We start from the raw sequence: 21419 nt of genomic DNA on the forward strand, positions 1-21419 counted from the left end.
ACGGTCTTCGGCCGTGATCAATTCTCCCCGCAAAGGACGTCCCTACACGACGATTCGGTGCCGGTATCGGCATCTCCCCGATCGCCCGAAAGTATCGCAGGGCATGCCAGCGCCGGTCCACCCGCAAAGACGACCATGCGTCGGCGGGGCGTTCAACGCGCTGTCCACCGGACAGCCGTGACGCGGCCGCGGGGCCGCGCGGCGACCGCGCCGTTCGAGGCGCTGCGCCGAATGGTGACCCTCGCCTGGGGCGCAGCGAGCTTGTCCCGCAGTTGCTGAGCCTCCGGGTGCGCTATCTCGGTGAGGATCTGCAGGGCGTGCCGCCAGCAGCGGGCGGCGGCCTCATGGTCGCCGAGGGCCTGGCGGGTGTCGCCGAGGTGCCGCAGCGCCTCCGCCTCGTTGTAGCGGTGGCCGAGTTCGCGGCTGAGTTTCAACGCCCGGCCGTAACAGCGGGCGGCCCACCGGTAGTGGCCGAGATGGTGATGGGCGTAGCCGAGCGTGTCCCAGCTGTTCGCCTCGCCGGTCAGGTCACCCAGGCGGCGTTGCAGGGCAACCGCCTGCTGGCAGTAGCGCACCGCCTCCTGGTACTCGCCGAGCATGGCGTGGTCCCAGCCGAGCGCGTTGAGTGCCCGAGCCTCCCCCGCCTGGTGCCCGTGGTCGCGGAAGAGCCGCAGCGCCCGCTCGTCGTGGTGCAGCGCGGCCGCCTGGTCGCCGTCCTTCTCGCTCAACCAGCTCAGCGTCAGCAGGGTGTGTGCCTGGCCGACCCGGTCGGCGAGCTCGTCCAGCAGCGCCAGGGCGCGCTCCAAATGAGCCCGGGCCAGCTCGAACCGGCCGGTCTCGGTGTAGGCGGGGACGATGTTGAGATGCGCCTGGGCCTGCGCCGCCCGGTCACCGTCGCGCTCGGCGGCGGCCAACGCGCGCTCCTGTACGGCGATCAGGTCCGCCCAGTAGCCCCGCCGGCTGAAAAAGGTGGTCAGCGCCCACGCCAGCTGCCGGACATGCCGGTCGAAGCCGTGCCGGGCAGCCAGTTCGACCACCCGCATGAGCACCGGAGCTTCCTCGGTGAACCAGGCCAATGCCGGCGCGTGCTCGGCTGGTGCCTCCGGCCGTACGCCCGCCTCGGCCGGCGGCAACCCGAGTTGGTCCCGCAGGGGGGACAGCCGGGCGTCGGCGGAGCAGGCGCTGTGCAGGTAGTGGTCCAGCATCCGGTGCAACGCGGCGCGGCGTACGTCGGCGGGCTCCGACTCGACCAGCTCCGTCGCGTACGCCCGCAACAGGTCGTGGCAGGTGTATCTGCCGGGGACCCGCTCGACCAACAGTTGCATCCGGTGCAGTTCGCCGAGGACGGGACGCACCTGCCGCTCCGGCAGGGCGGCGAGGCTGGCCGCGGCCCGCACCGAGATGTCCGGCCCGGGATGCAGCCCGAGCAGGCGGAACAGTTGCGCCGCCGGCTCGCCGAGCGCCCGGTACGACCAGGAGAACACCGACCGCAGATCAGTGGCCGGATCCCCGCCGCCGGCGAAGCCGTCCAGGCTGCCCTGCAACTCGGCCAGTTCCCGGTCCAGCGCGGCGAGCGGGAACCCGGGTTGGGCTGACGCGCGGGCCGCCACGATCGCCAGCGCCAGCGGCAGCCCGGAACACCGCTCGACGATCCCCTGCACCGACGCCGGCTCGGCCGCCACCCGGCTGCCGCTGAGTCGGCTCGCCAGCAACTCGCGGGCCTCGGCGGCGGTGAGCAGGTCGAGCGTGACCGGGCGGGCCCCCTCGACCGCCACCAGACCGGACAGCTGCTGGCGGCTGGTCACCACCACGGCGCATCCGGGGACGCCGGGCAACAGCGGGCGCACCTGCTCGGCGTCGCGAGCGTTGTCGAGCACGATCAGCATCCGCCGACCGGACACCATGCCGCGGTACATGCTGGCCTGCGCGTCCAGGTCCGCGGGTACGGATCCGGGCGGCACACCGAGAGCGTCGAGGAAGCCGCGTAGCGCCACCGCCGGTGGCATCGCCGCCCCGGCGGGCTCGAAGCCCCGCAGGTTCACGTACAACTGCCCGTCGGGGAACCGGTCCAGGTTGTCGTGGGCCCACCGCAACGCCAGCCAGGTCTTGCCGATCCCACCCATCCCGCCGACAGCCGAGATGGTGACCCCGCCCCCCGTGGCGACCTGCCGGTCGACCGCGTCGGTCAGGGCCGCCAACTCTCGGACCCGGCCGGCGAAGTTCGCCGGTGGCGGCGGCAACTGCCGGGGCGTACGGCCGGTGCCCGGCCCGTCCGCGGGCACGGCCGAGGCGGCGAACTCGCGATCGCCGTGCAGGATCCGCAGATGCAGCTCCTGCAGGTCGGCGCCGGGGTCGACGCCCAACACGTCGGCCAGGCGGTGACGGATCCGCTGGTACTGGTCGAGGGCCTCGGCCTGCCGGCCCGAACGGGACAGCGCCAACATGAGTTGGCCGGTGAGCCGCTCGTCCAACGGCTGTTCGGCCACCCCACGCGACAGTTCGGACAGCAGCGAGGAATGCTGCCCACGCCGCAGGGCGATGTCGGTCCGGTCACGCTCGGCGGCCAGCCGCGCCTGGTGCAGTGCGGTACGCGACGTGTTGAACCAGGGCGTGTCCAGGCCCGCGAACGGCTCACCCCGCCACAGGCCGAGCGCCTCGTCGAACTGCCGCAGCGCCTCGTCGTCGTCGGCGGTGAGCCGGGCACGCGCGACCAGCGCCTGGAAACGGTGCAGATCCACCGCCATGGGATCGACGTTCAACAGGTAACCGCCCTGCTGCCGCACGATGCCGACATCGTCCGCGCCGCTCAGCGCGCGCCGTAGCCGGGACAGGTAGCTGTAGAGCGTGCCGTGTGCCCGCTGCGGTGGCCGGTCCATCCACACCCGGTCGAGCAACTGATCGGTATGGACGACCTTGTTCGCCTCGACCAGCAGCACCGCGAGCACACATCGCTGACGGACGTGGCCGAGGTCGATCGCATTGTCGTCGGCCTGCGCCTCGACATTTCCCAGCAGCCTGAACTGCACGACCATGAACCCTCGCTGCCCGCTGCTGCCGCCCACCAGCGGACTCAAGCTTTCCACAAGGTTCGCACAAGGGGTATCCGGTAGCGGCCCGCACGCCACGAACGAGCGGACGGACACAATCGACATCGACTGGAATCGGCCTCTGCTGCCCACGCTGATCTGCGAATTCAAGGTCTACGCAAGCTTTGCGAAGGGCTGAGGCCGGATGCTGATTTCACCGGGCAGCACGAACGCCGGGGCCACGGGTTGGACGGGGGGCCGGCGGGCGGACGGAGCAACACCGTCCGCCCGCCGGCAGCGGCGTCAGCCGACGCCGTCGAGCACCGGGATCAGCTGCTCCTCCTCGTACGCCAGGTGCGCCTCCAGGTCGGCGACGAGCCGGGCGACCTGCGCGCGGACCTGATCTCGGTCGGCGCTTTCGGCGTTGACCGTCTGCTGGAGTTGCGCCACCAGCTCGGCGACCCGCCGATGCTCCCCCCGCAGTCGGTCCAGCACCGGCGCCAGGTCCGGGCGCTGCGCGCCGATGCCGGCGAACATGCCGTCGTCCTCGTGGCGGTGATGCGCCTCCAGGCCGCCGCACACCGTCAGGCAGTTCACCCGCAGCTGCGCGCCGATGCCGGGACCGGAGCGGTCGACCTCGGCCCGGATCATGGCCAGCTCCCGGCGGAACGCGTCGTGGACCATTTTCAGCGCCGCGCCCCACGAGGACGCCTCGGGTGGCCCGCCGGCCTGCTCGTAGAGGGCCACCACCGGGATGACCCGGGATGTCCTCGCCTGGTAGTCGGCCCAGCCGGGGTCGGCCTCCACCGCGCGGGCGAAGAGCCGGTCGCGTTCGGCGCCGGTGAGCACCTCGGCGCGGGCCGGATAGGTGAACGTCCCGTCCTCGACGGTGACCTGCGGGTCGGCGACCAGGTTGTGGTACCACTGCGGGTGCCGGTCGGCGCCGGCGGCGGAGGCGATCACCAGGATCCGCTGGCCGCCGTCGGGCAGGTAGGCGACCGGGGTGGTGTGCCTGGTGCCGGTGCGAGCCCCGGTGGTGGTGAGCAGGATCAGGCGTGCCCCCTCGAACGGGCCGCCCACCCGGCCGGCGTTGGCCCGGAACTCGTCGATGATCTGCTGGTTGAAGTCGTTCGGCATGCTCTGCTTTCTGCGGTGGCAGGAGTCGGCCACGGTGAAGGACGCCGGTGGCCACGGCGAGCAGCGCGCTGCAGACAACGCGCGGGAGAACAGCAGCAGGCGCCTGGTGCAGGCGCGCAGGAGATGGCAGAAAGCGGCGGGCCGCGGGCCCGGGCCCGGCTCACCGGCGGGCCGGGTGTTCCGTCCACTCGTGGCCCATGGCCGACCCGGCAGTCACCCGATGGACCTTAGTCGCGCCGCTGCCGGCGCGACAACATCAGACGGTGCGGCGGCGACGAAATGGAAACCACCCACGCCGGGGCGTCGGTGACGGCGTGGCGGGCGCCGACGGCGCGGTGGTGGTGGCGCCCCGGTCGGCCCGCCAGCGCGCGACGACGGTGTCGGCGTTGACCGGACGCACCGCGACCCGGGGGCCGGACGGGTTGCGCAGCCACGCCAGCACCTGCGCGTTCAGTTCGGCGACGCAGGCCCGTACGGCCTGCTCGGTCGGCAGCTCGCGGACCTCGGCGGGCAGGCGCTCGATGCGGCGGCGCAGCAGCAGCGGGGTGGGCAGCAGCAGGTCATCGGGCACCTGCTCACGCTCCAGGAAACTCTTGATCCACCAGGACTCGTCGTAGGGCAGGCCTCGGCCGGGAATCGGCTTGCCGGCGCCGGGCAGGTTGTCGAACTCACCGCGTTGCTGAGCCGATCGGATCTGCGCCTCGACCGACGCCTCCCAGCTGTGCACCTCACCCACCTCCCGGGGCCACCGTAACGCGACCGACGCTTACCCGGAGCAGAGCGTCACCGGCCGCCGCGGGCGTTCCCCGCTGCCGTAGGCTCGCGGAGAACGAGAACGCGCCGACGGGGGGCACAGACATGGTGAGTACGGCAGGCGTCGTCGGGATCGCGTTGGTCGCGCTCGGGCTGGTGCTGACGCCGGGGCCGAACATGGTCTACCTGGTGTCGCGGTCGGTGACCCAGGGGCGGCGGGCCGGGTTGATCTCGCTGTTGGGGGTCGCCGCCGGCTTCGCGGTCTACCTGGGCGCCGCGGTGGCCGGCATCGCCACCGTGTTCGTGCTGGTGCCGGCGCTGTACACGGCGGTGAAGCTGGCCGGGGCGGCGTACCTGCTGTGGCTGGCCTGGCAGGCGATCCGTCCCGGCGGGCACTCGCCGTTCACCCCGGCGCCGCTGCCACCGGATCCGGCCCGGCGGCTGTTCGCCATGGGCCTGGTCACCAACCTGCTCAACCCGAAGATCGCGATCCTGTACGTGTCGCTGCTGCCGCAGTTCATCGACCCGACGCGGGGCAACGTGGCGGTGCAGAGCCTGCTGCTGGGGCTGACCCAGATCGCGGTGGCGTTGACGGTGAACGCGCTGATCGTGCTGACCGCCGGTGGCATCGCCGGGTTCCTGACCCGGCGACCGCTGTGGCTGCGGGTGCAGCGGCTGCTGATGGGCACGGTGCTGGCCGCGCTGGCGGTGCGGATCGCCGCCGACCGGTCCCGCGCCGCCGTGGCCGCCACCGGCTGACGCGGGTCACCCGGTCTGCTCGCGCAGCACGGCGACGCCGCCGGGCGGCAGGGTCACCGCCTCGTCGACGCATGCCCCGGTGAGCAGCTCCACGCCCCGCGCGGCGACGCGGTGTTCCCGGTCGGTGTGGTTGAGCAGGAACAGCCAGCTGCGGTGCCCGGCGCGGCGGCGGACCGCCTCCACGCCGTCGGGCGCGCCGGGGCAGACCGGTCCGACGCCGGCGGTGCGCGCCGCGGCGGCCAGCAGCCGGCGGTACGTGTGTTCGTCGGGTCGGGTGGACAGGTACCACGCGGTTCCGGCGCCGTATCGGTGCCGGGTGACGGCGGGTGCGCCGTCGAGCAGCCCACCGGCGTACGCGGTGACCACCTGCGCCCCGGCCGGGCGCAGCGTCTCGGCCCAGATCCGCCCGGTGCCGCCGTCGGAGAGGTCGACCTGCTCGTCGTCGGCCAGCGGGTGGAACTCCTCGGCCCGCACGCCGAGCACGTCGCGTAACGCGCCCGGGTAGCCGCCGAGGCGTACCCGGGCGTGTTCGTCGGCGGCCCCGCTCAGATACGTGGCCAGCAGGTGACCGCCGCCGTGCACGTAGGCGCGAATCCAGCCGGCGGTGGCGTCGTCGGCCAGGTAGAGGGCGGGCAGCACGAGCAGGCGGTACCCGTCGAGGGGGTCGCCGGGCACGACCACGTCGCAGCCGTAGCCGGCGTGCCACAGTCCCCGGTGGGCGGCGGCGGCCTCCTCGTGGTGGTCGAGGTGGCGGGAGGGCAGGCCGGGATGGCGTAGTGCCCAGCCGCTGGCGGCGTCGACGGCGAGCGCCACGGACGCCTCGACGGCTCCGCGTACCTCGGCGAGCCGCGCCAACGCCGCGCCGAGCGCGACGGCCTCGCGGAACACCCGGCTGTCCGGGCCGGCGTGCGGCACCAGGGCGGAGTGGAAGCGTTCGGCGCCGCCGGTGGGGGCCCGCCACTGGAAGAACATCGCCCCGTGTGAGCCGCGGGCGACGTGGGCGAGGCTGTGCCGCAGCATCCGTCCGGGTTCCTTGGTGTGCATCCGCCCGGCGGTGTGGATCTGGTTGGGGGCGCTCTCCATCAACAGCCAGACCGGCGCCGACGCGTCGGCGCGGTCAGCAGCCGGCGTCGGGCCGGTGCCGGGTGCCGCCGGGTCGCGGCGGCGGGTGGCGCCGTGCCGGGCCCAGCCCCGGGCCAGGTCGCCGACCAGCGCGGTCTGCTCCTCCGCGCCGATGTCCACCGCCGACGGGTAGTGGTCCACGGCGACCAGATCCACCTCGGCGGCCCAGCGGGCGTGGTCGACCGGCACCCAGTCGCCGAGCACGAAGTTGGTGGTGACCGGCAGCCGCGGGTTGGCCGCGCGCAGCAGGTCGCGCTGCTCGGCGTACGCGCCGCGCAGGGTGTCCGACCAGAATCGACGGAAGTCCAGCAGGTGACCGGGGTTGGCCAGGTACTGGGTGGCCCGGGGGGTACCGATCTGCGCCCAATCGGTGTAGTGCTGGCTCCAGAAGCTGGTCACCCAGGCGTCGTTGAGGCTGGCCAGGTCGCCGTGGTGGGCGACCAGCCAGCGGCGGAACGCGGTCGCGGCGTGCGGGCAGTGGCAGGTGGTGCCGTACTCGTTGTGCACGCGCCAGCCGGCGAGGGCCGGGTGGTGGGCGTACCGGTCGGCGAGGGCGGCGGCGATGCGTCGGGCGGCGGCGCGGTAGGCGGGCGCGGCGGCGCAGTAGGTGTCCCGGCTGCCGTGGTGCAGCCGGATCCCGTCGGCGGTGACCGGCAGGGCGTCCGGGTGCGCCGCCGAGAACCAGGGCGGCGGGGACGCCGTGGGGGTGGCCAGCGCTACCCGGATGCCGCCGTCGTGCAGCAGGTCGAGCACCTGGTCGAGCCAGTCGAAGGTGTACCGGCCGGGCGTCGGTTCCAGGCGGGACCAGGCGAACACCCCGACGGTGACCAGGTTGACCCGGGCCCGGCGCATCAGCGCGACGTCCTCGGCCCACACCCGTGCCGGCCACTGCTCCGGGTTGTAGTCCCCGCCGTAGCAGAGCCGGCCGTCGGTCCACATGCCACCACCGCCCCATTTAGTTGAAGTCCTGACCAAACTAGGTACGGGCTTTACCCATGTCAACGCCGCCGATACTTTCGGAATCGATGCCCCTCGTTGACAGTTCGTTGGTGAGTTAAAGAAACTGTCGGCACCGCCGGAAGACCTCGTCGAGGAGACGCCCATGCCGTACCGACCGCCGTTGGTGCCGTACGAGACCTTCGTCGCCGACCCGCCCGACCTGCCCGTGCGGGCCCCCGGCGAGGACGGCCCGGCCGTGGTGAGCCGGGCCGAGGTCACCGGCACCGACCCGCACGGCGCGACGTTCAAGGCCGCGCTGGCCGACGGCGCGACCATGGTGGTGCGCGTCGACGCGGCCGGCGAAGGAGTGATCAGGGTACGGCTGGCCGAGGACCCGCAGGCCCGCAGCCGCTCCGCCCGCGCCGTGGCGCTGGTGCACCCCCAGCCCTACCCGGCCACGGTCACCGTCGACGACCGGCAGGTACGGGTGGCCGCCGGCCCGGTCGTCGCCGAGATCACCCTCGACCCGTGGCGGATCCGGTTCCTGCGCGCCGACGGCGCCGTGCTCGTCGAGCAGGATCCGGGCACGAGCGACATCAGCGGCCGGCGGCGTACCCTGCCGTTCGGGCGCTCCACGGCCGACGGAGTCCGCGTCGCCTGGCACGAGAGCTTCCTCGCCCCCGGCGACGAACGGTTCGTCGGCTTCGGCGAAAAGTTCACCCCGCTGGACAAGCGCGGCCAGCGGGCCCTGATGTGGAACTTCGACGCCTTCGGCAGCGAGTCCGACCGGTCCCACAAGAACATCCCGTTCTACCTGTCCAACCGCGGCTACGGCCTGCTGGTCGACAGCGGACTGCCGGTGCAGTTCGACGTCTGCCAGTCCACCCACAGCGCGGTGCAGATCCTGGTCCCCGACGACCTGCTCGACTACTACGTGCTGGCCGGGCCGACCCCGGCGCAGGTGCTGGACCGGCTGAACCTGCTCACCGGCCGCCCGTACCTGCCGCCCCGGTGGGCCTTCGGCACCTGGGTCTCCTCCGGCTTCTACCCCGACAGTCAGCAGCAGGTGCTGGAGCGGGCCCGCCGGATCCGGCAGCGGGGCATCCCCTGCGACGTGCTGCACCTGGACTGCTACTGGCAGGTGGCCGGCGCCTGGTCGGACCTGCGCTGGGACGCCGAGGCGTTCCCGGACCCGACCGCGATGCTGCGCACCCTGGCCGACCAGGGCTTCCGGGTCTGCCTGTGGATGAACCCGTACCTGATGACCGACAGCCCGCTGTACGCCGACGCCGAGCGCGCCGGCTACTTCCTGCGCCGCCCCGACGGCGGCACGTACGTCGCCGACGTCTGGCACGGCACCCACCCGGCCTCGGGCATCGTGGACTTCACCAACCCGGCCGCCGTGCAGTGGTTCAGCTCACTGCTGCGGTCCCTGCTGGAGCAGGGGGTGGCGGTGTTCAAGACCGACTTCGCCGAGGGGGTGCCGGCCGACGCCGTGGCCGACAACGGGATGACCGGCCTCGAGCTGCACAACGTGTACGCCCTGATGTTCAACGACGTGGTCGCCCGGGTCACCGAGGAGGTGGCCGGCCACCGGACGGTGTGGGCCCGCTCGTCGTACCTGGGCGGGCAGCGGCACAGCGCGCAGTGGAGCGGCGACGTCAACGCCACCTGGCCGGCGCTGGCCAGCACGCTGCGCGGCGGCCTGTCCCACGGCCTGTCCGGGGTGCCGTTCTGGAGCCACGACACCGGCGGGTTCCACGGCGTTCCCGAGCCGGAGCTCTACGTACGCTGGTCGCAGTTCGGGGCGTTGTCGCCGCTGGTCCGGCTGCACGGCACCAGCAGCCGGCTGCCCTGGGACTTTCCGCCCGAGGCGGAACGGCACGTGGTGGCCGCGCTGCGGCTGCGTTACCGGCTGCTGCCGTACCTGTGGTCGCAAGCGGTGCGGGCCGCGCGAACCGGCGTACCGATGATGCGGGCCCTGCTGGTCGACACCCCGCACGACCCGACGGCCTGGACCACCGACCTGCAGTACCGACTCGGCACCGACCTGCTGGTCGCGCCGGTGATCGACCCGTCCGGTCGGCGCGACGTCTACCTGCCCGTCGGCGACGACTGGATCGACGCGGCCACCGGCGAGCGGTACGCCGGCGGACAGCACCTGAGGGTCGCCGTGCCGCTGTCCCGGGCGCCGGTGTACGTGCGCCACGGCGCGCTGCTGCCGCTGGTGACCGGCGGCGACACGGTGGGTGACGGCCCGTTCGGCGAGGTCACCCTGATCAGCTGGGGAGCCGTCGACGGGACCACGGTGGTGCACGACGTCGACGGCGACACGGTCATCGAGGCGGTCCGCGACGGCGCGCAGCTGCGGATCCGCACGCGTGGACCGCTGCGGGTGGGGCAGCTGGTCCTCGCCGGGGTCGACGAGGCCGACCGGCCGGCCCGGTCGCTGATCAACGGTGAGGTGGTGAGCACCTCAGCATCGACGGGACTGTTCCCCGACGCGGCCTGAACGACCCTGTGCGGCGCCGGCGACGCGGTCGGCGCCGCACGGCAGGCCGTCACCGACGGGTTTGCGCGGCGGGAATGCCCGGTTAGGATTAGTTGGGGGTCCAGCCGAATCACCGCCCCGCAGGACAGGGCGCGACTGGCCGCCGAGGACCGGGTCGCGGTGAAGCGCCGGGCACCATGATCGGTCCCGCCGCCGCACGCGATGATGAAGGCGCGCCGCGCCGGCGACGCAGGGAGCGGGCAGATCGTGATCAGCATCCACAACGAACCGCAGCCGACCGACCTCGGCGACGTCCGGGTCGCCAACCGCGCGGTGGTCCTGCGCCACGTCCGCCTGCACGCCCCCTGCTCCCGGGCGGACATCGCCGCGCGGACCGGGCTCAACAAAGCGACCGTCTCCAGCCTGGTCAGCGAGCTGATCGACCAGCGGCTGGTCCGCGAGACCGGGCTGACGGAGAACCGGGTCGGCCGGCCGGCGACGATGCTGGTGCTCGACGGCGAACCGTACGCCGCCCTGGGCCTGCAGATCAGCGCGGACGAACTGGTCGCCGTGGCGATCGACCTGGGCGGCAACCGGCTGCTCACCTGGCGGCGCGCCTTCGCCGCCGCCGCGGCCCCGCCCACCGAGACGATGCGCGCGCTGGCCGCGCTGACCCGCCGCGCGATCGGGCGCGTCAGCGCGCAGGGCCGCACCGTGCTGGGGCTGACCGTGGGCGTGCCGGGGCTGGTCGACCCGACCGGCGCGGTGCCGCTGGCCACCGCCCTGGGCTGGCGGGACGTGCCCGTCGCGGCCGACCTGCGCGCCGCTCTGCGGCAGCCGTCCTTCGCCGTCGGCGTCGACACCGTCGCCAACCTCGCCGCCCTGGCCGAGCAGCGACACGGCACGTACGCCGGCAGCACCGACCTGGTGCACCTGACCGGCGGAATCACCGTCGGCGCGGGGATCATCGCCGCCGGCCGGCTGCTGCGCGGCGGGCGCGGCTTCGCCGGCGAGATCTCCCACCTGTGCCTCGACCCGACCGGCCCGCCCTGCCGCTGCGGGCGCCGCGGCTGCCTCACCGCGCTGGTCGGGCTGCCCGCCGTGGTGCGCCGGCTGCTGCCCGACACCGCCGACGACGACAACCCGCTCACCGACTACCTGCCGGAGCTGACGCGGATCGTGGCGCTGGCCCGGCAGGGCGACCCGACGGTGCTGGGCGGGCTCGCCGAGACCGGCCGGCAGGTCGGGCGCGGCGCGGCGATCCTGGCCGACCTGCTCAACCCGCAGGTGGTGGTGCTGGGCGACCACCTCGCCACCCTGGCGCCCTGGCTGCTGCCGGCGGCCCGCTCGGAGCTGGCCGCGCGCAGCCACGCCCCCCACGCCGGTGGCTGCCAGCTGGACGCCTCCACCCTGACCACCGCGGCGGCGCTGGGCGGTGCGACCGCCGCACTGGCCACCGTCGAGGCCGGCCGGCCGCCAGCCTTGACCTGACCGGTTCCGGGGTGCCAACCTCGAATCGAGCCGCCCCGTTCGGGCACCCGGGGCGGCTTGCTTTCCGCGGTGTGTCGAAGCGCTTCGCCAGCGTCCGGGCCGACGACCGCCACCCCACCATGACCTGCGACGCTGCTCGGCCATCCGTCGTCGAAGCGCTTCGACACTCGGCGCGCCGGGCGCCGGAAGGCGACTCACCATGACCGACCACACCACACCCCACCCCCGGGTCGAGGACCTGCTGGCCCAGCTCACCCTCCCCGAGAAGATCGGCCTGCTGCACCAGTGGCAGGCGGCGGTGCCCCGGCTGGCCCTGCCCGGCTTCCGGACCGGCACCGAAGCGCTGCACGGTGTCGCCTGGCTCGGCCGGGCCACCGTGTTCCCCCAGGTGATCGGCCTGGCCAGCAGCTGGAACCCCGACCTGGTGCGCGCCGTCGGCGCCGCCGCCGGCGACGAGGTACGCGCCAAGCACCACGCCGACCCCGACCGGGTCGGGCTCAACGTGTGGGCGCCGGTGGTCAACCCGCTGCGCGACCCGCGCTGGGGACGCAACGAGGAAGGCTGGTCCGAGGACCCGTGGCTGACCGGCCGGCTGGCCACCGCATACGCCCACGGCCTGCGCGGCGACCATCCCGAACGGCTGCGCACCGCCCCCACCGTCAAACACTTCCTGGGCTACAACAACGAGACCGACCGGGCCACCACCTCCAGTAACCTGCCGCCGCGGGTGCTGCACGAGTACGAACTGCCGGCGTTCCGCGCCCCCCTCGCCGCCGGCGCGGCGATCGCCGCGATGGCCTCCTACAACCTGGTCGACGGGGTGCCGGCGCACCTGAGCCCACTGATCAACGCAGAGCTGCGCCGATGGGCCCCCGACGAGGTGCTGGTCGTCGGCGACGCGGGCGCGATCAGCAACATCGCCGACGTGCAGGGCCACCTGCCCGACCACGTCAGCGGCTTCGCCGCCGCCCTGCGCGCCGGCATCGACAGCTTCACCGAGGACGACGCCGACAGTGGACCCACCGTGGCGCGCCTGACCGAGGCACTGCGCCGCGGCCTGATCACCGCCGACGACGTGGACCGCGCGGCACGCCGCGTCCTCACCCTCCGGCTGCGCCTGGGCGACCTGGACCCGCCGCACACCGACCCGTACGCGCAGACCACACCGGAGATCATCGACTGCCCGGCGCACCGCGAACTGGCCCGGGAAGCGGCCCGCCAGTCCGTCGTGCTGCTGCACAACACCGGGCTGCTGCCTCTGCCCGCGCAGCCGCGGGTCGCCGTGCTCGGCCCGCTGGCCGACGTGGTGTACGAGGACTGGTACAGCGGCACCCTGCCGTACGCGGTGACCACCTACCAGGCGCTGGCCGAACGACTGCCGCAGGTCACCACCCATCCGGGCGCCGACCGCATCGCGCTGCGCGTGGCCGAGGGGTACGTCGGCTGCCCCGACGACCCCGACGGCGGAGCGTTGACCGTCGGCGCGGACCCCGCCTGGTTCGACGTCCACGACTGGGGCCGCGACACGGTGGCGCTGCGCGCCGTCGGCAACGGCCGGCACGTCGGCGCCGCCGACGACGGCACCCTGGTCAACGACCGTCCCGGGCCCGGCGGCTGGGTGGTCCGGGAAACCTTCCAGTTCGATCCGCTGCCCGACGGCACCGTGCTGCTGCGCCACCTGGCCACCGACCGGTACGTCACCGTCGACGACGACGGCCGGCTGCGGGTCGACGGGGACGGCACCGCCTTCGCCATCGACCTGATCGCCGACGGCGCGGCCGAGGCCGCCGCGCTGGCCGCCGCCGCCGACGTGGCGGTGGTGACGCTGGGCAACCACCCGATGGTGGGCGGCCGCGAGACCGAGGACCGCATCGACCTGGCCCTGCCGGCCCGGCAGGAGGCGATGCTACGCGCCGTGCACGCCGCCAACCCGCGCACCGTGCTGGTGGTGACCAGCAGCTACCCGTACGCCATCGGCTGGGCGCAGAAGCACCTGCCGGCGGTGCTGTGGTCGGCGCACGGCGGCCAGGAACACGGCGCCGCGCTGGCCGAGGTGCTGCTCGGCGACGCCGAGCCGGGCGGCCGGCTCACCCAGACCTGGTACACCGACGCCGCCGAACTGCCCGACCTGCTCGACTACGACGTGATCGGCGCGGACTCCACCTACCTGTACTACCGGGGCGATCCGCTGTACCCGTTCGGGCACGGACTGTCCTACACCCGCTTCGAGTACTCCGGGCTGCGGCTCAGCGCGCCCGTGGTGGCCGCCGGCGAGCAGGTCGAGGTGAGCGTGGAGGTCACCAACACCGGCGACCGGACCGGCGCGGAGGTGGTGCAGCTGTACACCCGGCAGCGCCGCTCCCGGGTCAAGCAGCCCCTGCGGCAGCTGCGTGACTTCGCCCGGATCACCCTCGCCCCCGGCGAGCGGCAGACCGTCACGCTGCGGCTGGACACCACCGAACTGGCCTGGTGGGACAGCGACCGAGGCGCCCTGGTGGTGGAGGACGCCACCCACACCGTGCTGGTCGGACGGTCCGCGACCGACGTGCGGCAGGTCGGCGCCGTGACCGTACGCGGCGAACCCGTGCAGCGGCGGCCGCGGCTGCACACCGCCAGCGGGGCCCGGTGAGCGGGCGCGGCCGCGTGCCGTCCGGCCAGCCCACCATCGCCGACGTGGCCCGGCACGCCGGCGTCGCGGTGAGCACCGTGTCGTACGTGCTCAGCGGCAAACGCGCCATCTCCGAACTGACCCGCAACCGGGTGCTGGCCAGCATCCGACTGCTCGGCTACCACCCCAACGCCGGGGCCCGCGCCCTGGCCAGCCGGCGGGCCAACGTGATCGCGCTGGTGCTGCCGCTGCGCTCGGGCATCCAGGTGCCGGTGGTGATGCAGTTCGCCACGGCCGTGGTGACCTCCGCCCGCCGCCACGACCACGACGTGCTGCTGCTCACCTCAGACGAGGGGCCGGCGGGGCTGCACCGCATCGCCGCCGGCGCCCTGGTCGACGGGCTGCTGGTGATGGACGTGGAGCTGCACGACGGGCGGGTTCCGCTGCTGCGCACCCTCGGCCGGCCCAGCGTGCTCATCGGCCTGCCCGCCGAGAGCCGCGGGCTGACCTGTGTGGACCTGGACTTCCACCGGGCCGGTCAGGTCTGCGTGGAGCACCTGGTGACGCACGGCCACCGGCGGGTGGCGCTGCTCGGCGCACCGGCGGCCGTCTACGACCGCGGCACCGGCTTCGCGCACCGCACCCGCGCCGGTGTGCTGGCCGCCGCCGCCCGCCACCGCGTCGACGCGGTGGCGCTGCCGTGTGAGGAGAACGCCGCCGAGGTGCACCGCCGGGTGGTCGACCTGTTCGCGCGCCACCCCGACACCACCGGGCTGGTGGTGCAGAACGAGGCGGCGGTCGGGCCGGTGCAGGCGGCGCTGGCGGCGCTGGGCCGGCGGATACCGCACGACGTGTCGGTGGTGGCGGTCTGCCCGGACCAGTTCGCCGAACACGCCAGCCCTCGGCTCACCCGCGTGCCGGTGCCGGCCGAGGACATCGGCCGGCAGGCCGTGTCGCTGCTGATGCGCAAGCTGGGCGACGAGCCGACGCCGGAGGTCACGCTCCTGCCACCCCGGTTGACCGTGGGCGACAGCACGGCCGCCGTCGCGACGGCGGGGTGATCCCGGCCGCCGACTAGACTGCGCGTTCGATGGACGCCCAGCCCGCCACCGACACCCGTCCCTGCGCCCACTGCGGACGCGACGTGCCGCAACGCGCCGGCGCCGGCCGTCCGTTCCGCTACTGCCGGGACAACGACGGCGCCTGCCAGCGGGCCTCCCGCAACAGCCGGATGCGCCACCGCAACGCCCCCGGCCTGCCCGGCCAGGTCGCCCGCACCTGGGAGGCGGTGGACCGGCTCGACCAGATCGTGACGACCCTGACCGAGGCGCTGCACGCCGAACTGTCCCCCGCCGGCGTGGAGCATCAGCTCGCCCAGATCCGGGCGGAGGCGGCCACGGCGGTGGCGGCGGCGCAGACCGGACGCGACGAGGCCCGCCGCCAGGCCGAGGACGCCACCGCCGCCGCGGCCCGGGCCCACAAGGAGACCGCCGCCGCGTTCACCGAACGCGACACGGCCCGCGCCGACGCCACCCGCGCCGGATCGCGGGCCGAGGCCGCCGACGAGCGCGCCCGGCAGGCCGAAGCGGACCGGGACGAGGCGCGGCGCACCGCCGCCGCCGCCGAGGCCCTACGGGCGCAGGCCGACACCGACCGGGATCAGGCCCGCAGCCGCTCGGCGACGCTGCAGGCCGAGCTGGAGGCCGAGCTGGAGGCCGAACGCCGCCGGTGCGCCGAGCTGACCGCCGAACGCGACACGGCCCGCGCCGACGTCGCCCGTACCGCCGCCGAGGCCGACCAGCAGCGGGCGGAGACGGCCCGGTGGCGCACCGCCGCCGACCAGGCACAGGCGCAACTCGCCGAGTCCCGCGCCGCCGCCGACCAGGCCCGGTCCCAGGTGGCGGCGCTCGAGGCGGAGCTCGAGCGCACGCGGGCGCTGGCCGCCGCCGCGCACGACCGGGCCCAGGCGACGGCGCGGCAGGCCGCCGCGCAACTGGCCGCCGCGCGGGCCGACCTCGACACGGCGCACGCGGGCCTGGCCGCCGCCGAACACCGGCACGGCGAGCTGACGGCGCGCCTGCACGCGACCGAATCGGATCGCGACGATGCTCGGCAACGGGTGGCCCAACTGGCCGGCCAGGTCGCCGACCTCGCCACCGCCCTGACCCGCTCCACAATGCGGCCCCACAAGACGGACTCAGCGGGCGAAACCCCGCCCACAACCGCATGATCGCGGTGGCCGAGGCCGGGGATGGCGGGGATGGCGGGGCGGGCGATGATGGCGGCATGGGCAAGACACACGAACGCATCGACGGCCGGCTACGCACCTTCATCGAGGCGCAGCCGATCTTCTTCACCGCGACCGCCCCGCTGACCGGTGACGGCACCATCAACCTCTCCCCGAAAGGCCTGCGCGGCAGCCTCGCGGTGCTCGACGAGCACACCGTGGCCTACCTGGACTTCGCCGGCAGCAACGCCGAAACCATCGCCCACCTGCGGGAGAACGGCCGGATCACGCTGATGTGGTGCGCCTTCTCCGGCCCGCCGAACATCGTGCGGGTGCACGGCCGCGGCGAGGCGGTGTTCCGCGACGATGCCCGCTTCCCCGCCCTGGTGGCCCGCTTCCCGGACATCGACCCCACCGCCCACGGGCTGCGGGCGGTCATCGTCGTGCACGCCGAACTGATCCGCGACACCTGCGGCTACGCGGTGCCGTTCATGACCTACGACGCCGACCGGGACCTGCACGCGCGGCGCTTCGCCCGCGAGGACGACGCCTCGCTGAGCGCCTACTTCACCGGCAAGGACCACGTGGCGCGCAGCCTCGACGGCCTGCCCGGGCTGCCGTTGCCGTTGCCGCCGACCCCACACCTCACCTGACGACGCGGCGGGTTTACGCCGACGGCATGCCCGCCGCGGCCACCGGACCGGCTACCATTCCCGCTGGCGGCGACGGTCCGCCGTGCCGACCGGCCGGGCGTACGCCGTGGCCGGCTACCGTTGACAGCGCGCGAACGCCGCCGTGGCAGGGCCGCGGGAATGGCCGGGCGGGCACGGACCGTTGTACCGACAGGACCAGCACCACCGAAGAGGGGAAGTCGATCATGGGCGAGCGTATGCTGCGCGGTAGCCGGCTGGGCGCGGTCAGCTACGAGTCCGACCGCAACACGGAGCTCGCACCGCGGCAGACCCGCGAGTACCTGTGCGCCAAGGGACACCAGTTCGAGGTGCCGTTCGCTGTCGACGCCGAGGTGCCCAGCACCTGGGAATGCAAATTCGACGGCAGCGTCGCCCGGCTGGTCGACGGCACCGAGCCGGAGCAGAAGAAGGCCAAGCCGCCGCGCACCCACTGGGACATGCTGCTGGAGCGGCGCTCCATCGCCGAACTGGAGGACATCCTCGCCGAGCGGCTGCAGGAGGTCCGCACCCGCCGCGGTCGCGCCTGACCCGTACCGACACGACGCCCCCGGGAGAACTCCCGGGGGCGTCGTCGTGTCTTCTTCCGGTCGCGGCCTCGCCTCAGCGGTTACGCGGCTCCACGATCTCACCCTCGATGGCCCCGCCGCCGTCCACCACCGGCGGCTCCGCCGCCTCGACGGGCTGCCCCGAGCCGGCGGCCGGCTCGAACGGCGGCCCCGCGGGCTCCTGCGGCGCACCCCGGTACACCCGCACCCGACGCGGCCCGAACAGGTCACCAGCGGCCATCGACGACATCCGACGCTCGGCGGAACGCTGCATCCCGACCCGGGCCAACCGACGCACCGGCGGCACCAGCAACACCACTCCCACCACCGCGCTGACCAGACCCGGGGCGGCCAGCAACAACGCGCCGAGCAGGCCCACCAGCCCCTCGGTCACCTCGCGGCCCGGCGGCCGGCCGGAGCGCGCCGCCTCCCGGAACCCCCGCCACGCCCGGACCCCCTCACGGCGCAGCAGCACCAGCCCGAGCAGCGAGGCCGCGAACACCAGCAGCGTCGCCACGCCGAAGCCGACGCTGCGACCCACCACCACGAACACGGCCAGTTCCGCGGCCACGGACAGCAGCAGGACCAACGGTACGAACTTCAGTGTCCGGCGCATATCACCCCATCCGCCTCACGGCGCCTCGTCGTCCCGGCACGCCCGACGGACGCCACCGTCTACCCACGCCCAGCATGACACGGACCCCCTCAGGGCCACCGCGCCCGCCCGAGGGTGGCCTCGCGCCAGCCGCGCCGCACCGCCGCACCTCGGTCGCGTACCGCCCAGCCGGTGACCCGCCACAGCGCCTCCGCCACGATCAACGGGCTCATCTTGCTGGCGCCGCGTTCCCGCTCGGCGAAGGTGATCGGCACCTCCACGATCCGCGCCCCGGCCCGATGCGCCAACCGGGACAACTCCACCTGGAACGAGTAGCCCTGCGAACACACCGACCCCAGATCCATCCGGTCCAACACCCCCACCCGGTAGACCCGGTAACCGCCGGTCGCGTCGGCCACCGGCATCCCCAACGCCAGACGCGCGTACAGGTTGGCGCACCGCGACAACACCAGCCGCCGCAACGGCCAGTTGAGCAGCCGGGCGCCACGGGCCCACCGCGACCCGATCACCACATCGGCGTCGCGGGCAGCGCTCAGCAGAGCCGGCAGGTCCTCCGGAGCGTGGGAACCGTCGGCGTCCATCTCCACCACCGCGTCGTAGCCGCGCTGCCGCGCCCACGCGAACCCCGCCAGGTACGCCGCCCCGAGACCCTGCTTGCCGCCGCGGTGCAGCACATGCACCCGCGCATCGGCACGGGCGAGTTCCGCGGCGCGCGCACCGGTGCCGTCGGGGCTGTTGTCGTCGGCGACGAGGATCTCCACCTGCGGCGCGGCCCGGCGCACCCGCCGCACGATCACCTCGACGTTGTCGGCCTCGTTGTAGGTCGGGATCACCACCAGGACCCGCCCCACCCCGGGCACCGCCGTGCCGCTGCCCTGCGCCACCGCCGCCCCCCTCTCGTGCCGGCCGTGGGCCGAGCCGGCGGACCCTAGCCGGACCCGACGCCCGCGCGGCGGCGCAGCACGGCCGCACCGACCAGCGCAACCACACCCAGCCCGGCCAGCAGCACCTCCGGCAGCACCCCGACCCGGGTGGCCAGCGTGCGCCCCTCGGTCAGCGGCAGCTGCCGCACCACCACCGCGCGGGTGTTGAACCCGGTGGCGTCGCTTACCCGCCCGTCGGCGGTGACGAACCCGGACACCCCGACCGTGGAGGCCATCAACGCCGACCGGCCGTGCTCCACCGCCCGCAACCGCACCATGGCCAACTGCTGACGCGCCTCGGCCACGTCGAACGTGGCGTTGTTGGTCTGCACCACCAAAAGCTGCGCCCCGCCGACGACCGTGTCGCGGACCAGCCCGTCGTAGGCGACCTCGAAACAGATCACGTCACCCAGCACCACCGCCGGAGTACGCAGCACACCCGCTTCGGTGCCGGCCACGAAATCCGCCCGCACCCGATCGACCTGGTCGCTGACCATCCGGGCGATGCGGCGCAGCGGCACATACTCGGCGAACGGCACCGGATGCCGCTTGACGTACAACTGCTCCAGGTCCGGGCCGACGCCCGGACGCCACAACAGCCCCACGTTGCGCACCTGCCCCTGACCCGGACCGGCCAGCACCGCCCCGACCAGGATCGGCACACCCACCGCGTCGGCGGCGGCCGAGATCCGGGCCCCGGCGGCCGGGTTGCGCAACGGGTCGATGTCGCTGGAGTTCTCCGGCCACACCACCAGGTCCGGTCGCGGCCGGGTGCCGTCGGCGACCTCACCGGCCAACGCGATCGTGGCGTCGACGTGATTGTCGAGCACCGCCTGCCGCTGGGCGTTGAAGTCCAGCCCGAGCCGCGGCACGTTGCCCTGCACGATGGCCACCGTCACGCTCCGGCCGGAACCCGCCGTGCCCACCGGCACCACCAGCCCACCGCCGGCCACCGCCACGACCGCCGCGGCGCAGCCGGCCACCGGCACCCACCAGCGCCGGCCGACGGCGGCGTCCCGGCGCGCCCGCAGCAGCCACCAGACACCGGCCACCAGCAGCCCGCCGGTCACCGCCACCGCGAACGTGACCAGCGGGGCGCCGCCCAGCGCCGCCAGCCGCAGCAGCGGCGACCCGTCCTGACCGAACGCCAGCCGGCCCCACGGAAACCCCCCGAACGGGGTGCGGCCACGCAACGCCTCCTGCCCCACCCACAACACACCGGTCACCACCGGCCACACCGCCGCAACCCGCTCGGCCAACGGCGACACCCAGGCCGTGGCCGCGCCCAGCACCGCCAGATAGCCGGCCTGCAACAGCGACAGCAACACCCACGGCAGATAACCGGTGTGCAGATTCGTCCACGCCAGCAACGGCGCGAACAGCACCACACCGGTCAGAAAGCCCAAACCGGCGCCGGCGCGCAGCCGCCGCCGGTGCGCAGCCGCCGCCAGCAGCGCCACCCCCACCGGCGCCATCGGCCACCACCCGTACGGCGGGAACGCCACCAACAGCGCCAGCCCGGCCGCCACCGCCATGGCCACCGCCACCGGCAGACGCACCGGCTGTGGGGCCGGCTCAGGACGCCGCGGCGAGATGCCGGCGGGCCGGTCCACGGTCGCCACGGGCGAGTCAGGCGCGATCACGCGCCGAAGGCTACCCGCCCACCGGCGGCGTCCACCGGTCAACCCGACCGCACCCGCCCCGGAACATGAAATCGGGGCGCGGCATACGCCGCGCCCCGATGCTCCCAGGCCCCTCCCGGCCGGTGCGGCGAGAATGGGCACGACGACCTTCGGACCGACCGGACGGCGGCTGGCTGCCCCCGTCAGGCCGTTGTCTACTGGCCACGCACCTCACCCTGCCCAAACACCGATAACCGCGGCCCGGTTCGCGCCGCCCCGCCGACCCCCGCCCGCTGGACCTGGCCGCCGCGACCAAAAAACACCTGTCGCTCGGCCAGCGGACGAAGGGACGAAGCGAACAACGGCCGCTTCCCGTGGTAGGACTCAAAGACGGTACGTGGCCCACCCCCGGCCTTGTCAACCCACCCCCGACGAGTCGCCGCGCCACCCCGGCGTGTCGCACCGATC

15 protein-coding genes are annotated in these 21419 nt (G+C 74.1%); 8 read left to right on the forward strand and 7 right to left on the reverse strand.

Translation table 11 applies throughout. The annotated features are described in order from the left end of the window. Positions 1 to 152: 152 nt before the first annotated feature. The 3 genes from IEY61_RS02610 to IEY61_RS02620 all read right to left on the reverse strand — a co-directional run bounded on the left by IEY61_RS02610 (position 153) and on the right by IEY61_RS02620 (position 4890). The gene (locus IEY61_RS02610; RefSeq protein WP_229705632.1) at positions 153 to 3062 is read right to left on the reverse strand and encodes an AfsR/SARP family transcriptional regulator; all 2910 of its coding nucleotides are present in this window, start codon (positions 3060 to 3062) and stop codon (positions 153 to 155) included. 267 nt (positions 3063 to 3329) lie between these two features. Then, positions 3330 to 4163, reverse strand: coding sequence for a nitroreductase/quinone reductase family protein (locus tag IEY61_RS02615; RefSeq protein ID WP_189040602.1), 834 nt, complete (start codon positions 4161 to 4163; stop codon positions 3330 to 3332). 256 nt (positions 4164 to 4419) lie between these two features. Further along, a complete protein-coding gene (locus IEY61_RS02620; protein ID WP_189040603.1) occupies positions 4420 to 4890 on the reverse strand; it encodes a DnaJ family domain-containing protein in 471 nt (156 codons plus the stop codon). Positions 4891 to 5021: 131 nt separating this feature from the next. Here IEY61_RS02620 and IEY61_RS02625 point away from each other — a divergent pair, with 131 nt between their 5' ends. Continuing rightward, positions 5022 to 5675: a LysE family translocator gene (locus tag IEY61_RS02625; RefSeq protein ID WP_189040604.1), complete on the forward strand. Its 654-nt coding sequence runs from the start codon at positions 5022 to 5024 to the stop codon at positions 5673 to 5675. Positions 5676 to 5681: 6 nt separating this feature from the next. Here IEY61_RS02625 and IEY61_RS02630 read toward each other — a convergent pair whose 3' ends face one another. Beyond that, positions 5682 to 7736 carry a beta-galactosidase gene (locus tag IEY61_RS02630; protein WP_189040605.1) on the reverse strand — a complete coding sequence of 685 codons (2055 nt, stop codon included), beginning with the start codon at positions 7734 to 7736 and terminating at the stop codon, positions 5682 to 5684. A gap of 163 nt (positions 7737 to 7899) precedes the next feature. Between IEY61_RS02630 and IEY61_RS02635 the strand changes: the two genes are divergently transcribed. The 7 genes from IEY61_RS02635 (at position 7900) to IEY61_RS02665 (ending at position 17772) form a co-directional block, all read left to right on the forward strand. Next, positions 7900 to 10248 (forward strand): TIM-barrel domain-containing protein, encoded by a 2349-nt coding sequence (locus IEY61_RS02635; RefSeq protein WP_189040606.1) that lies wholly within the window; start codon positions 7900 to 7902, stop codon positions 10246 to 10248. A gap of 246 nt (positions 10249 to 10494) precedes the next feature. Then, positions 10495 to 11718, forward strand: coding sequence for an ROK family transcriptional regulator (locus tag IEY61_RS02640; protein ID WP_229705633.1), 1224 nt, complete (start codon positions 10495 to 10497; stop codon positions 11716 to 11718). Between the two features lie 199 nt (positions 11719 to 11917). Next, a complete protein-coding gene (locus IEY61_RS02645; protein WP_189040608.1) occupies positions 11918 to 14347 on the forward strand; it encodes a beta-glucosidase family protein in 2430 nt (809 codons plus the stop codon). Then, a complete protein-coding gene (locus IEY61_RS02650; RefSeq protein WP_189040609.1) occupies positions 14344 to 15387 on the forward strand; it encodes a LacI family DNA-binding transcriptional regulator in 1044 nt (347 codons plus the stop codon). Before IEY61_RS02645 ends, IEY61_RS02650 begins: the two co-directional genes overlap by 4 nt. A 29-nt stretch (positions 15388 to 15416) precedes the next feature. Next, complete coding sequence (locus tag IEY61_RS02655; protein WP_189040610.1) at positions 15417 to 16556, forward strand: coiled-coil domain-containing protein; 1140 nt, start codon at positions 15417 to 15419, stop codon at positions 16554 to 16556. Positions 16557 to 16612: 56 nt separating this feature from the next. Further along, positions 16613 to 17206, forward strand: a complete 594-nt coding sequence (locus IEY61_RS02660; RefSeq protein WP_189040611.1) for a pyridoxamine 5'-phosphate oxidase family protein — start codon at positions 16613 to 16615, stop codon at positions 17204 to 17206. 224 nt (positions 17207 to 17430) lie between these two features. Further along, entirely contained in the window at positions 17431 to 17772 is a 342-nt protein-coding gene (locus IEY61_RS02665; RefSeq protein ID WP_091240230.1) for an RNA polymerase-binding protein RbpA, read from the forward strand. A 73-nt stretch (positions 17773 to 17845) separates the two neighbouring features. Here the strand turns inward: IEY61_RS02665 and IEY61_RS02670 are convergent, their stop codons facing one another. The 3 genes from IEY61_RS02670 to lnt all read right to left on the reverse strand — a co-directional run bounded on the left by IEY61_RS02670 (position 17846) and on the right by lnt (position 21044). After that, positions 17846 to 18406, reverse strand: coding sequence for an FxsA family protein (locus IEY61_RS02670; RefSeq protein ID WP_189040612.1), 561 nt, complete (start codon positions 18404 to 18406; stop codon positions 17846 to 17848). 89 nt (positions 18407 to 18495) lie between these two features. Continuing rightward, complete coding sequence (locus tag IEY61_RS02675) at positions 18496 to 19290, reverse strand: polyprenol monophosphomannose synthase (protein ID WP_189040613.1); 795 nt, start codon at positions 19288 to 19290, stop codon at positions 18496 to 18498. A gap of 44 nt (positions 19291 to 19334) precedes the next feature. Next, entirely contained in the window at positions 19335 to 21044 is a 1710-nt protein-coding gene (gene lnt, locus IEY61_RS02680) for an apolipoprotein N-acyltransferase (protein WP_373293090.1), read from the reverse strand. Between the last annotated feature and the right edge of the window lie 375 nt (positions 21045 to 21419).

It is taken from the genome of Micromonospora sonchi, assembly GCF_014646235.1.
Taxonomy (GTDB): domain Bacteria; phylum Actinomycetota; class Actinomycetes; order Mycobacteriales; family Micromonosporaceae; genus Micromonospora; species Micromonospora sonchi.